Source organism: Rhodococcus sp. Q1 (assembly GCF_004153645.1).
In the GTDB taxonomy this organism is placed as follows: Bacteria; Actinomycetota; Actinomycetes; order Mycobacteriales; family Mycobacteriaceae; genus Rhodococcus; species Rhodococcus gordoniae.
This window is the reverse complement of sequence record NZ_SDMJ01000006.1, coordinates 172,220-185,796: the sequence shown is the minus strand read 5'-3', so window position 1 is coordinate 185,796 and position 13,577 is coordinate 172,220. Positions and strand designations below refer to the sequence as shown.

Here is a 13,577-nt window from a genome sequence, read left to right as displayed (position 1 = left end):
GCTGCGGACGGGCTTCGGGTCTCGATCTGTGAGCATCTGCTCAGGGGTGCGTGCATCTGCTCAGTACGTTAGCATCGCAGTGTGACCCACACAACAGTTCGTCCGGCGCTCCCGGACACGATGCGTGCCGCGGTCCTGCTCGAACCGGGCCGCATCGAGATGCAGGAGCGCCCGCTACCTGCACCGGAGCCCGGCGACGTCCTCGTCCGGGTGACCACCGTGGGGGTGTGCGGATCGGACGCGCACTACTACCGCGAAGGGCGGATCGGGGAGTTCGTCGTGACCGCCCCGATCGTGCTCGGTCACGAGGCGTCCGGAGTCGTGGTCGCGGTGGGGGACGGTGTTCCGGTGGGCCGGATCGGCGAGCGGGTCTCGATCGAGCCGCAGCGTCCCGACCCGCTCACCGAGGAGACGCGCCGCGGCGACTACAACCTGTGCCCGCACATGCGCTTCTACGCCACGCCGCCCGTCGACGGTGCGCTGTGCGAATACGTCACCATCGGGGCGGCCTTCGCACATCGCGTTCCGGACACCGTGTCCGACGACGCAGCCGCCCTGTGCGAGCCCCTGTCGGTCGGTATCGCGGCCGTCCGCAAGGCTCGCCTCACTGCAGGCTCGCGCGTCCTCGTCACCGGCGCCGGGCCCGTCGGCATCGTCGTCGCCCAGGTTGCGCGCGCTTTCGGTGCGGTCGAGGTCGTCGTCACCGACCTCGACGAACGACGACGCGAGACCGCACTGTCGTTCGGGGCGAGCGCTGCGCTCGATCCCCGCGTCGACGACCCGTCGACCCTGCGCGTGGACGCCTACATCGACGCGTCCGGTGCCCCTGCGGCCGTCGATTCGGGTATCCGCGCGGTCCGTCCCGGCGGCACCGTCGTCCTCGTCGGATCCGGCGCCGAGACCATGACCCTGCCGGTGCAGCTCGTCCAGAACCGCGAACTGATCCTGACCGGGGTGTTCCGCTACGCGAACACGTGGCCGACTGCGCTCGCACTCGTCGAATCCGGCCGGGTCGATCTCGACTCGATGGTCACCGCCCGGTTTCCCCTCGACAAGGCCGCCGACGCGCTCGACTCCGACCGGATACCGGGAAACATCAAGGCCGTCGTGGACGTGACCGACCCGGCAGGAAGGACCGAAGACCATGCGTGTGAGTGAGCAGACGCTCCCCGAGCTGAGCGTGCCCGTCCCGGGCTACCGGCGCGACGACGTCTCCGTCGGCATCGTGCACTTCGGTGTGGGCGGATTCCACCGCGCGCACCAGGCGATGTACGTCGACCGGCTCCTCGAACAGGGGAAGGCGAAGGAATGGGGTATCTGCGGCGTCGGGGTGCTCCCCGGTGATCGCCGCATGCAGGAGGCGCTCGCCGCGCAGGACCACCTGTACACGCTGGTGCTCACCCATCCCGACGGCACGTGGGAGCCGCGGGTGATCGGCTCGATCGTCGACTATCGCTACGCCCCGGACGATCCCGAGGCGGTCATCGAGCTCCTCGCGGCCCCGAGCACCCGGATCATCTCGCTGACCGTCACCGAGGGCGGTTACAACATCCGTCACGACACCGGCGAGTTCGACGTCGACGATGCGGCCGTGCAACACGATCTGCACTCCGGTGAACCCCCGACCACCGTCTTCGGTCTCGTCACCGAAGCTCTCGCCCGGCGCCGGGAGCGGGGGCTGCGCGCCCCGACGGTGATGTCGTGCGACAACATCGAAGGCAACGGAGCCGTCGCGCGCCGCGTCTTCACCGAATACGCGCGCCTTCTCGATCCGGACCTCGCGGAGTGGATCTCCGAGCACGTCCGCTTCCCCAACTCCATGGTCGACCGGATCACCCCGGTGACCACCGACGAGGTGGTCTCGGCGCTGTCCGAACGCTTCGACGTGCAGGACCGCTGGCCGGTCGCCACCGAGCCGTTCACCTCGTGGGTCCTCGAGGAAGCCTTCGCCGACGGACGGCCGCCGTTCGAGGACGCAGGAGTGCAGCTCGTCGACGACGTCGCTCCCTACGAACTGATGAAGCTGCGCCTGCTCAACGCGGGCCACCAGGGACTCTGCTATTTCGCCTACCTCATGGGATACCGGCTCGTCCACGAGGCCGCACAGGATCCGCTCCTCGCCGGGTTCGTGCGCGCCTACATGGACACCGAGGCGACGCCCACCCTCGAACCGGTGCCGGGTATCGATCTCGACGAGTACAAGACCACCCTCATCGAGAGGTTCGCGAACCCCGAGATCCGGGACACCATCGCACGGTTGTGCGCCGAATCGTCCGACCGCATCCCGAAGTGGCTGGTGCCGGTGATCCGGGAGAATCTCGCCACCGGTGGTCACGTGCAGTTGTCCGCGGCGATCGTCGCCTCATGGGCGCGCTACGCCGAAGGCGTCGACGAGCAGGGGGAACCGATCGAGGTGGTCGACCGACTCGCCGACACGCTCGTCCCGATCGCGCGACGACAACTCACGCATCCCACCGCCTTCATCGAGAACACCGAGGTCTTCGGTGATCTCGCGCAGAACCATCGCTTCGTCGATGCCTACACCTGGGCGCTCGACGCCCTGCACAACGACGGCGCCCGCGCCACCCTGAAGGAACTTCCGGGAGAGCCGGAATGAACGGCCACGCCCTCGTCGTCGGAGAAGCCCTCGTCGACATCGTCCACCGAGGCGGCGCCGAACCCGTCGAGCATGTCGGCGGGAGCCCGCTCAACGTCGCGCTCGGTCTGGGGCGGCTCGACCGGCCCGTGCAGTTCACGACACGCGTCGGCACCGACGCCCGCGGACGGCGGATCGTCGACCATCTCGCAGCCTCCGGTGTGTCGCTGACACCGGGCAGTGCGGCAGCCGAGCGCACGGCGACGGCGCAGGCCGAGATCGACGAGAAGGGCTCCGCGAACTACGAATTCGACATCGTCTGGGATCCGGTCGAGCCACCGCCCTCGACGGACGCCGTGCTCGTGCACACCGGATCCATCGCCGCGGTGCTCGAACCCGGATGCGACCTCGTCGCCGAACTCGTTGCACAGCAGTCGACGGCGTCCACGGTGAGCTTCGATCCGAACGTCCGGCCCGCCCTGATCGACGACCCGGCGCGCGGACGGGCACGTATCGAACACCTCGTCTCGCTCGCCGATGTCGTCAAGACCAGCGACGAGGATCTGCGGTGGTTCGCGCCCGATCGTGACCCTGTCGACACCGCACGGGAGTGGCTCTCGCGAGGACCGGCGATCGTCGCGGTGACCCGCGGCGAGCACGGTGCGGTGGCGCTGTGCGCGGCCGGAACCGTCGAGGTACCCGCCGTGCGGGTCGAGGTGGTCGACACGGTCGGGGCCGGTGACGCCTTCACCACCGGTCTGCTCGACGGATTGTGGACCTGCGGCCTCCTCGGCGCCGACCGGCGCGAACGCTTGCGCGGCATCGGCACCGGTGAACTGCGCGACGTGCTCGACACCGCGGCGTGGACGTCCGGCCTGACCGTTGCGCGCGCCGGCGCCGATCTGCCCACCCTGGCCGATCGCACCGCAGCCCGGGAGGCAGCGCGATGACGCTCGTCGCCGGGATCGACTCGTCCACCCAATCCTGCAAGGTCGTCGTGTGCGAGGCCGACACCGGAGCCGTCGTGCGCGAGGGCCGCGCTCCCCATCCACCCGGTACCGCGGTGGACCCGCTGGAATGGCGCGCCGCCTACGAGCGGGCGTGTTCCGAAGCGGGAGGACTCGACGACGTCGCGGCGATCTCGGTGGGAGCGCAGCAGCACGGCATGGTGTGCCTCGACGCCGGCGGCGACGTCGTCCGCGACGCGCTGCTGTGGAACGACACGCGATCCGCCACGGCAGCAGCCGATCTCGTCGTCGAAGCCGGTGGCGCGGCCGTGTGGGCCGACGCCGTCGGCGTGGTCCCGCTCGCAGCCGTCACCGTGGCGAAGGCCCGCTGGCTCGCCGACCACGAACCCGGCAACGCCGATCGCACCGCGGCACTGTGCCTGCCGCACGACTGGCTGACGTGGACGATGCGCACCGACCGCGATCTCGACCGGCTGATCACCGACCGCAGCGACGCGAGCGGCACCGGTTATTTCGACGCCTCCACGAACACCTACCGCCACGAGCTGCTCGAACTGGCCCTGCGTCGACCGAGCCCCCTCCTTCCGCGGGTCGCCGGGCCGGCCGAGCGCGTCGGTGAGACGAGTTCCGGCGCCCTCCTCGGGCCGGGTGCCGGCGACAATGCCGCGGGCGCGCTCGCCCTCGGCGTCCGTGAGGGCGACGTGGTCGTCTCGATCGGCACGTCGGGAGTGGTGTGCGCAGTGTCCTCCACTCCGGCCCGCGACGCGGACGGGTACGTCGCCGGTTTCGCCGACGCGACCGGCAGGCACCTGCCGCTGGTGTGCACGCTCAACGGTGCTCGCGTGCTGGACGCCACGGCGACGATGCTCGGCGTCGACCATGCCGAGCTCACTCGCCTCGCGCTCTCGGCGCCGCCCGGGAGTGAGGGGCTGGTGCTGATCCCGTATCTCGAAGGGGAGCGCACCCCGAACCGTCCCGGAGCGACGGGTGCCCTGCACGGACTCCGGCTCGGCACGGCGACCCCGGCGCATCTCGCCCGGGCGGCCTTCGAAGGTCTGTTGTGTTCGCTCGCCGACGGCATCGACCACATCCGGGTGCAGGGCACCGAGGTCCGCCGGGTGCTGCTCGTCGGGGGAGGCGCGCGCTCGCGGGCGGTGTGCGAGCTGGCGCCGGCCGTGCTCGGCGTGCCCGTCGAGGTGCCCGAACCGGGGGAGTACGTGGCGCGGGGCGCCGCCAGGCAGGCAGCGTGGGTGCTGCGCGGAGGCGACGAGCCCCCGGCGTGGGAATCCGGCGCGACACGCCGCTACGAGGCCGACCCGACCCCGCACGTGCGGGAGCGCTACGCGGAGGTGCGGGACCTGACGGACGGTTCGGACATCGCCCTGGAATCACGCTCGGTGGGATGAGAACACTCGCTCGGCACCGGGGTCATGCGATCGGATCGGTGAGCAGGTCGAGGAAGAGTCTCGCGGCCCTACTGGGGGACGCGTTGGTGCGTCCGACGAGTGCGAGAGTGCGGCACCGGTTTCCGGTGTTCATGCGAATCCGCCGAAGCCCGCTGCGCTGCGCGATCGGTTCGGGCACGACCGCCACTCCGAGGCCGTAGCGGACCAGTTCGAGGAGCCGGTCCATGTCGCCGACCCGGAACGTGATGTGCCGGTGCACTCCCGCAGCCGCGAACAACGACTCGATCGTGGTCTGCAGACCGGTGCCCGCCTGGAAATCGACGAACGAACAGGACTGCAGGTCGTGCATCTCGATGTCCGTCACCGCAGCGAGCGGATGATCCGGGGCCGCGACGACGGTCAGTTCCTCACGGTAGGTCCGGAGGGCGGTCAGCCCCGACCGGAGCGGGCGTGCATCGAGTGCGACGAATGCCAGGTCCAGCTCCGCTGTGGTCACGGCATCGAAGAGTTCGTCCGTGGTCGCTTCTCTCAGCGTCACTCCGATTCCCGGAAACCTGCCGTGCAGGCGCGCCAGCAGTGCGGGGAGGTCCACTGCGGTGAACGTCTGCACCGTCCCCAGCGTCAGTGTGCCCAGTTCTCCGGTCCGCAACCGGCCGACGGCGGCCACCGCGTCCTGTGCTTCCCCGAGCATTCTCTGCGCATAGGGATAGAGCACCTTGCCGGCATCGGTCGGGACCACCGAGCGGGTGGTGCGTTCGAACAACGGTGTTCCCAGCTCGTTCTCCAGCGCGCGGACGGAGGCGCTGAGGGCCGACTGGGACAGGTGCACGGATTCGGCGGCACGGGTGAAGTGACCGTGCTCGACGACCGCCAGGAAATGGCGGAGCTGACGAAACTCCATTGATCGATTCTACTTCTGCGATCGATCGATTTATCCCGTTGGACAGATCGATGGACGGCGTTCGACGATCGGATCCATGTCACGCACCGATATCTCGACGCCTCGCATGGATCGCCGACTCGTCGCGGTGATGGCCCTTGCCTCGGGGTTGGTGGTGGCCAACAGCTATTACGCGCAACCGCTGGTCGGCGCCATCGCCGAGACCTTCGACGCCTCCACTGCCGAGGTCGGGCTCGTGGTCACGGCCGGACAGATCGGGTACGCGCTCGGCCTGGCGTTCCTCGTTCCCGTCGGGGACATGGTCGAACGACGGACACTCCTGCGCTGGATGCTCCTCGTCACCGCTGCCGGTTTGCTGGTCATGGCGTGGTCGCCGGACTGGCGGATCCTGGCGGCGTGCGCCGTCCTGGTCGGTACGGGATCGGTCGTGGGCCAGGTGCTGGTGCCTTTCGCGGCGAGTCTCGCCCGCGACGACGAGCGTGGACGTGTCATCGGCAACGTCATGACCGGTCTGTTGCTGGGCATCCTGCTGTCCCGCGTGGTGGCAGGACTGATCGCCGAGGTGGCAGGCTGGCGGGCGGTGTTCGTATGCGCAGCGGTGCTGATGCTGCTCACCGTGCTGTTGATCCGCACCCTGCCGGAGTCGGTCCCCACTACCGATGCCGGGTACCGTGCGGTGCTGGCCTCGGTACTCCGACTGATGTCCGCCGAAGCCGTTCTGCGGCAACGGATCGCGTACGGCTCACTGACGTACGCGTCGTTCGGGGTGTTCTGGACGAGCGTGGGATTCCTCCTCGCCGGACCGGGATACGGGTGGTCCGATGCGCGCATCGGGATGTTCACCCTCTTCGGGGTCGCGGGTGCGTTGGCCGCCCGTGTGGCGGGTGCTCTCGCCGACCGAGGATATGCGCGTCGCCAGACCGGATTCTTCGTCGCCGTCACCGCGGCGAGTTTCGTGCTGCTCGCCGTCGGGGAGCGTCACGTCGTCGCGCTGGCGATCGGGGTCGCACTGCTCGATCTGGGGATCCAGGGAACACACATCAGCAACCAGAGTCTGATCTACCCGCTTCGGTCCGACGCTCGAAGCCGCCTCAACACCGCCTACATGACCTGCTACTTCCTTGCAGGATCGCTCGGGAGTGTGCTGTCCACCCTCGCGTACTTCGGTGGAGGCTGGAAAGCGGTGTGCGTGCTGGGGGCGGTCTTCCCCACCTGTGGTCTCGGGCTCTGGATTCGCGAGATGCAGGGCGTGAGGCGTGCGCGGACGTGCGTTCCCGTCGAGCAGGCCGGGAACGCCTGACACCGCAGTGATCCCCCCGAGATTCCGGGCGTGCGGCCGGCGGGTCTAGTGTTCGGCGATGTGAGTAGACGCACCGAAGTGGTGTCCGCGCCGATCCGGCGCCTCGCGAACCGGTTGACGCGCAGCCCGGCCAGGGTGGTGGCGCTGGGCTTCGCCGCAGCGATCGCGGTGGGCACGGTGCTGCTGCTGACCCCGGCCGCGACGCAGTCGGGTACCGGAGCAGGCGTGATGGCGGCGCTGTTCACCGCGACCTCCGCGACGTGCCTGACCGGCCTGATCGTCGTGGACACGCCCACCTACTGGTCCGGATTCGGGCAGGGTGTGATCGTCGGGCTGATCCAGGTGGGTGGACTCGGCATCATGACGATGGCCTCGTTGATCGGTTTGGTGCTGGCCGACCGGATCGGCCTGAAGGCCCGGCTCAACGCTGCGGCGGAGGTTCGTACGTCCGGACTCGGCGACGTCCGCAGTGTCGTCGTCGGTGTGGTGCGTACCAGCGTGCTCATCGAAACCGTCGTGGCGTCGGCCCTGGCGCTCCGTTTCGCCGTGGGCTACGACGAAACCCCGGCCCGAGCGGTGTGGCTGGGGGTCTTCCACGCGATCTCGGCGTTCAACAACGCGGGGTTCGCTCTCTACAGCGACAACATCGTCGGGTTCGCCGCCGATCCGTGGATCTGTGTGCCGTTGATGATCGCGGTGATCCTCGGTGGCATCGGGTTTCCGGTGCTGTTCGAACTCGGCAGGCACCTGAGAGGACACCGGAAGCGCTGGTCGCTGCATACCCGGTTGACGGTGGTGGTGACCGCGGTGCTTCTGGTGGTGGGCCCGCTGCTGGTCCTGGTGCTCGAATGGAATCACACTCTGCAGGGACACGATTGGGGCGCGAAGCTGCTCACGGCCACCTTCCAGGGCGTCATGCCGCGCACCGCGGGGTTCAACAGCGTCGACTACGCCCAGGTGGACAACGCGACATTGCTGGTGACCGATGTACTGATGTTCATCGGAGGCGGGAGCGGCGGCACCGCCGGCGGTATCAAGGTCACGACGTTCGCCCTGTTGTTGTTCGTCATCGCCGCCGAGGTCCGGGGCGAGAAGTCCGTGACGGTGTTCGATCGGCGCATCGATCCGCGTCTCCAACGCCAGGCCCTGGCGGTGGCGTTGATCGGTGTGGCGCTGGTGATGGTGCCGACACTCGTGCTTCTCGCCGGTACCGCATTCGACCTCGACGTACTGCTGTTCGAGGTCACCTCGGCGTTCGCGACCGTGGGGTTGTCCACCGGCATCACCGCTCAGTTGCCGTCCTGGGGACAACTGATCCTGGTGACGCTGATGTATCTGGGCCGGATCGGACCCATCACGCTCGTCAGTGCATTGGCGGCCCGAGACCGTGGTCGCCGCTACGAACTACCCACAGAAAGGCCCTTCATTGGCTAGGAAACCGGCCGCCGATGTCGTCGTCGTCCTGGGGCTCGGACGATTCGGCAAATCGCTTGCGCTCGAACTGATGGCTCAGGGCACCGAGGTGCTCGGTATCGATGCGAGCGAAGCGGTGATCGAGAAGGTGTCGGGCCGGCTCACGCACGCTGCCGTCGCCGACACCACCGACGAGGAATCACTTCGGCAGTTGTCGGTGCACGAATACGGCCGGGCGGTCGTGGGGATCGGGTCCGACCTCGAGGCGAGCCTCCTCACGGCCTCGGCGTTGATCAACATGGCGGTACCGAACGTGTGGGCCAAGGCGATCAGCAACGCGCACGCCCGGATCCTCACCCAGATCGGTGTGCATCACGTCGTGCGACCCGAGCACGACATGGGCAAACGCGTTGCGCACCTGGTGCGTGGGCGGATGATGGACTACATCGAGTTCGACGACGGCTTCGCCATGGTCAAGACGGTCGCACCGGCATTCGCCGTAGGAAAGCCTTTGTCGCAGACGACGATCCGAAGCCGCTACGGCGTGACGGTGGTGGCGATCAAGCGACCGGGGGAGGGATTCACCTACGCCACGGCCGACACCGTGATCTCTCCCGGCGACACGATCATCGTCTCCGGGCAGGCGCGCGAGACCGAACGGTTCGCCGAACTGGCGTGAGGCCGGATCGGGCGACGGGAGAGGGTGTCGGCCGTCACGCCCCCACGTGTCATACTTTTGGTATGACGCCGGGTAACGCCTACGTTCACCACGATGTGGTCGTCATCGGTGCCGGTATCTCCGGTCTCGGTGCCGCGGTCCACCTGCGCCGACACGGTATCGACTTCGTCGTCCTCGAGAAGGCCGACGCGATCGCCGGAACCTGGCGGGACAACACCTACCCCGGCTGTGCATGCGATGTGCCGTCGGCGCTCTATTCCTACTCCTTCGCGCCCAACCGCGAGTGGTCCCGCTTGTTCGCCGGACAGGCCGAGATCCGGCGGTACATCGAAGACGTGGCCGAGACGAACGGAGTGCTCCCGCACATCCGGTTCGGCACCGAGATGCAGCGCGCCCGGTGGGACGACCGCGCCCATCGGTGGACGGTGCACACGTCCGCCGGAGTGATCACGGCCGATGCGCTCGTCGCGGCCGCGGGCCCGTGGAACGAACCGCTCATCCCGCACATTCCCGGGCTCGACACCTTTCCCGGTGAGGTGTTCCACTCCTCCCGATGGAACCATCGGTACGACCTGAGCGGAAAACGCGTCGCGGTGGTCGGGACCGGCGCGTCCGCGGTGCAGTTCGTTCCCGAGATCCAGCCGGACGTTGCCGAACTGCACCTGTATCAGCGCACCGCCCAATGGGTGCTGCCGAAACCCGACTATCCCCTCCGGCGTCTCGAACGTGCCGTCCTGCGCCGAGTGCCGGGTGCCCACGAAGTGTTGCGACGATCCGAGTACGCGATCATGGAAATGCTGGGGCTCGGCTTCCGGAACCCGGCGTTCATGAAGGTGCTGCAGCAGGTCGGCCGGGCATGGTTGCGTCTGCAGGTGCACGACCGGCGACTACGCGACCTCCTCACACCGGAGTACACGCCGGGTTGCAAACGCATGCTGTTCTCCAACACCTACTACCGATCCCTGACCCGGTCGAACGTCGAAGTGCATCCCACCGCCGTGGCGTCGGTGCGGGGAAATGTGGTGATCGGCGGGGACGGTGTCGAACGCGAGGTGGACGCCGTCATCTTCGGTACGGGTTTCCGCATCCTGGACATGCCGATCGCCGGGCGGATCTTCGACGGGCAGGGTCGTAGCCTCGACGATCACTGGAGTGGCAGCCCCCAGGCGTATCTCGGAACGACGGTCGCCGGTTTCCCCAATGCCTTCGTTCTGCTCGGCCCCTCGTTGGGCACCGGACACACGTCCGCCTTCACGATCCTGGAAGCGCAACTGGGATACGTCATGCAGGCGCTGATCCGAGCGCGGCAGGAGGGATGGACCCGGATGGAGCCGCGACGGGCCGTGCAGGATGCCTTCAACCGGACGGTGCAGGACGCACTCGACGGGACCGTGTACAACGCCGGCGGTTGTCGTAGTTACTTCTTCGATGTCAACGGCCGCAACAGTTTCAACTGGCCGTGGTCCACGGACCGGATGCTGCGGGAGCTGTCGACGTTCGACGAGGCGGCGTTCGATGTCTCCTCGGTCCCACCCGCACGAATGTGATCGGTCGGGCGGGGAATCGTCCTCAGGAGGGGTCTTCGATGCGCAGACCGAGATGAGCGGCGAAGTGTCCTGCCAGTTCGACGGCCTGATGGGCGCTGATCGTCGCACCCTTCATACCGCCCGGGTTGCGGATCGTGTCGATCCGCAACCCGCGGAGATCGACCTGGTCGAGAGATGCGCGGTCGACGTCGAGGACACCGACGGAACAGTCCTCGAAGGCCACGCGGGTGAACGTGCCGCCTCCCAGATCCAGCTCGTCGATGATGCAACCGCGGAAGAGCACGTCGTGTCCCGTGGCTGCCCGCAGATTGACCAGTCCGAGTTTGGAATCCGCGACGGTGACACTGCGCAGATCCGCGTCGAAGAGGTCCATCGCACCGATCCGGCTGTCCCGGATGCACACACGGTGCAGGCTGCTGCGCGGTGCGAACAGGTTCGGTGCCTGCATGCGCTCGAACAGGGTGTCGCGCAGCCGTGCGCTCGTGAGGTCGCTGTCGGTGACGATCGGTGCGGAGAGGACGCATTCGGACAGCGCGATCCCCGTCAGATCCCGTTCCGACAGATCGATGTTCGTGTAGCGGCTGTTCTCGAAGATTCCGTGCGCCAGCACGTCGTCGCCGTCGGAGTCGATGAGGCCACCGATGTTCGGGGCGTCGATCCTCGGCGGGCGGGTGGTGGAACGAGCAGCCATGGTGTCGGAGCCTCCGGATCGGTGGGATGTCTGCTGTCCAGTTTCCCAACCCGCCGGATCGTGGAGACCCGGGGACGGGTGATCCGCGCGTGCCGTGATGTGCTACTCGGCTGTGCGGATCGACGGATGTGCGGGTCGGCGGTCCGATGCCGCCCTCGCTCGGTGTCGGCGTACCGCTGCGCGATTCGCGCATCGCACGGAACAGTACTGCCGGCGACCGTTGCGGGTGACATCGACGACCACGGCCGTGCACGGGTTCCGCGGCATGTCCGATGCCGCACACCGGTGGAGGCGGTGCATTCCGCGAGTGCTGAGGTGCAGGGCCGTGCCGACGCTGATCACCGCGCGGAGCACGTCGGGGAGCGGCTGCACCTCGTCGCGGTAGTGCAGGTGCCAGCCCTCGCCGTCGTGATCGGTCAGTCGGGGATAGGCCGCTGCGGTGGCCATCTGCTCGTTGAGCAGGCGTGCACGTTCCCGGGGGTCGGACGCGTCGACGATGACGAGCCAGTCGTCGATGACCTCGCGGGTGCGCTGATGGTCGTCGGGCGCGGTCGGGAAGTCCATGGTCATGCCCACCTCGCGGGTACGGGCCATGATGCCGGCCCGATCCTCGGGCCAGTCGTCGGCCAGTGACGCCGCGAGAAGAACCGCATACTCTCCGTAAGGGTTGAGATGCATAAGGGTATTACATCATGGTGGTGGACATGACCGCCATCGAAGCTCGGAACCCACAGGAATGTCCCATCCGGACCCCCGCTCACGAACACGCGTGGAGCGTGGAGTCGAGCCACGCCACGTCGATCGGACAGGTACTGTACGTGCGTTGCGTCGGATGCGGGGCCCGGCGCGTCGATCTCGGCGGGGGCCCGATCGTTCCGCCGACCGCGCTGAGTGCCGAAGTGTCCCCGAATGATCGACTCACCGGTCGAGAACCGGGCGTGTGCAGATGCCCGTCAGAAATCGCCCTCGGCGACCTGGAAACACACCAGTCCCATCCGCCGCCACATGTGCACCACCTGATCGCGATCGTCGAGCACCGCGATGATGCGGTAGCGGTGCCGAATGTGACGGTCGAACAGTTCGGCCTTGACGATCGAATCCTTCCGGTTGTCGCCGGCCGGACGCATGTACAGCTCGTCGTAGGGGATGTCGTGCCGGGCGAGCCACTCCTCGGTTTCCGGCCGGCACACGCCGTCGCGTCCCGAGAGCAACACGATCGCGGCCCGGTCGGGCGCGGCGGCGAACGCCCGCACCGCGGCCTCGACCGCCGGGGAGACGGTGTCCTCACCCACCCGGTGCCAGTGGAAGGGACTCCGGTCGCCCATGTGTGCGAGCGTTCCGTCGATGTCGACGAGCCAGGCCGCCGGCAGCGTCGGATCCTCGACGTACCGCCCCGGCGGTGCGGGTGCGGTGCCCGGCGGCCGGTGCCGCTGTCTCGGTCGTTCCTTGCGATCGCGCGTCTTCTTCGCCACGCACGTCGTATACCCACTCACGCTCCGCGATGAGAATCCGACCCGGACAGGGTCTGCCTTCGTGACCGTGGAACCCATTCGACAGCACGAGGAGTCACGATGCCCAGGATCATTCCGTGGCTGTGGTTCGACATGAACGCCGAGGAAGCCGCGAACTTCTACGTCGGTATCTTCCCCCACTCCGAGATCGGGGAGATCACCCGGTACACCGAGGAGTCCACGGGAGGTGGCGTCCCGGTTCCGGCGGGGACTCCGATGACGGTCGAGTTCTTCCTCGACGGTCAGGTCTTCTACGGACTCAACGGAGGCCCGCAGTTCCGGTTCTCCGAGGCGGTGTCGTTCCAGATCGACTGCGCCGACCAGGAGGAGGCCGACCACTACTGGGACGCGCTGACCGCCGATGGCGGCGAGGAATCCGCGTGCGGATGGTTGAAGGACAAGTACGGCCTGTCGTGGCAGGTGGTACCGAAGCGGCTGAACGAACTGCTCGCCGACCCCGATCCGGCCGTCGTACAGCGGGTGACCACCGCGATGATGACGATGCGCCGGCTCGACGTCTCGGCTCTGGAGGCCGCCGCGCGCGGCTGATCGGGTCCGGAGGCTG

At 68.0% G+C, this 13,577-nt stretch carries 13 protein-coding genes; 9 read left to right on the top strand and 4 right to left on the bottom strand.

The window, feature by feature from the left end; translation table 11 throughout:
* The first annotated feature begins 120 nt into the window (after positions 1-120).
* The 4 genes from EQ874_RS18505 to EQ874_RS18490 are packed head-to-tail and all read left to right on the top strand — an operon-like array spanning position 121 to position 4,970.
* Positions 121-1,158: an NAD(P)-dependent alcohol dehydrogenase gene (locus EQ874_RS18505; RefSeq protein WP_129977714.1), complete on the top strand. Its 1,038-nt coding sequence runs from the start codon at positions 121-123 to the stop codon at positions 1,156-1,158.
* Positions 1,145-2,617, top strand: a complete 1,473-nt coding sequence (locus tag EQ874_RS18500) for a mannitol dehydrogenase family protein (RefSeq protein ID WP_129977687.1) — start codon at positions 1,145-1,147, stop codon at positions 2,615-2,617. The genes EQ874_RS18505 and EQ874_RS18500 overlap by 14 nt, the downstream gene beginning before the upstream one ends.
* Entirely contained in the window at positions 2,614-3,546 is a 933-nt protein-coding gene (locus tag EQ874_RS18495; RefSeq protein WP_129977686.1) for a carbohydrate kinase, read from the top strand. The genes EQ874_RS18500 and EQ874_RS18495 overlap by 4 nt, the downstream gene beginning before the upstream one ends.
* A complete protein-coding gene (locus EQ874_RS18490) occupies positions 3,543-4,970 on the top strand; it encodes an FGGY-family carbohydrate kinase (protein ID WP_129977685.1) in 1,428 nt (475 codons plus the stop codon). The genes EQ874_RS18495 and EQ874_RS18490 overlap by 4 nt, the downstream gene beginning before the upstream one ends.
* 22 nt (positions 4,971-4,992) lie before the next feature.
* Here EQ874_RS18490 and EQ874_RS18485 read toward each other — a convergent pair whose 3' ends face one another.
* Positions 4,993-5,871, bottom strand: coding sequence for a LysR family transcriptional regulator (locus EQ874_RS18485; RefSeq protein WP_064062251.1), 879 nt, complete (start codon positions 5,869-5,871; stop codon positions 4,993-4,995).
* Positions 5,872-5,947: 76 nt separating this feature from the next.
* Here EQ874_RS18485 and EQ874_RS18480 point away from each other — a divergent pair, with 76 nt between their 5' ends.
* The 4 genes from EQ874_RS18480 to EQ874_RS18465 all read left to right on the top strand — a co-directional run bounded on the left by EQ874_RS18480 (position 5,948) and on the right by EQ874_RS18465 (position 10,810).
* A complete protein-coding gene (locus EQ874_RS18480; RefSeq protein WP_242496802.1) occupies positions 5,948-7,171 on the top strand; it encodes an MFS transporter in 1,224 nt (407 codons plus the stop codon).
* 78 nt (positions 7,172-7,249) lie between these two features.
* A complete protein-coding gene (locus EQ874_RS18475; protein WP_064062253.1) occupies positions 7,250-8,605 on the top strand; it encodes a potassium transporter TrkG in 1,356 nt (451 codons plus the stop codon).
* Positions 8,598-9,263 carry a TrkA family potassium uptake protein gene (locus EQ874_RS18470; RefSeq protein WP_072740535.1) on the top strand — a complete coding sequence of 222 codons (666 nt, stop codon included), beginning with the start codon at positions 8,598-8,600 and terminating at the stop codon, positions 9,261-9,263. Before EQ874_RS18475 ends, EQ874_RS18470 begins: the two co-directional genes overlap by 8 nt.
* A gap of 62 nt (positions 9,264-9,325) precedes the next feature.
* Positions 9,326-10,810: an NAD(P)/FAD-dependent oxidoreductase gene (locus EQ874_RS18465; protein ID WP_129977684.1), complete on the top strand. Its 1,485-nt coding sequence runs from the start codon at positions 9,326-9,328 to the stop codon at positions 10,808-10,810.
* Between the two features lie 22 nt (positions 10,811-10,832).
* Here the strand turns inward: EQ874_RS18465 and EQ874_RS18460 are convergent, their stop codons facing one another.
* From EQ874_RS18460 to EQ874_RS18450, 3 genes are all read right to left on the bottom strand, one after another.
* The gene (locus EQ874_RS18460; RefSeq protein ID WP_129977683.1) at positions 10,833-11,501 is read right to left on the bottom strand and encodes a pentapeptide repeat-containing protein; all 669 of its coding nucleotides are present in this window, start codon (positions 11,499-11,501) and stop codon (positions 10,833-10,835) included.
* Positions 11,502-11,603: 102 nt separating this feature from the next.
* On the bottom strand, positions 11,604-12,179 hold the full coding sequence (locus tag EQ874_RS18455) for a CGNR zinc finger domain-containing protein (RefSeq protein WP_129977682.1): 576 nt from the start codon (positions 12,177-12,179) through the stop codon (positions 11,604-11,606).
* 275 nt (positions 12,180-12,454) lie between these two features.
* Positions 12,455-12,973 carry a polynucleotide kinase gene (locus tag EQ874_RS18450; protein WP_129977681.1) on the bottom strand — a complete coding sequence of 173 codons (519 nt, stop codon included), beginning with the start codon at positions 12,971-12,973 and terminating at the stop codon, positions 12,455-12,457.
* Positions 12,974-13,072: 99 nt separating this feature from the next.
* On the opposite strand from EQ874_RS18450, the gene EQ874_RS18445 reads away from it, so the two are divergent.
* Positions 13,073-13,561, top strand: coding sequence for a VOC family protein (locus EQ874_RS18445; RefSeq protein WP_129977680.1), 489 nt, complete (start codon positions 13,073-13,075; stop codon positions 13,559-13,561).
* Positions 13,562-13,577: the final 16 nt, after the last annotated feature.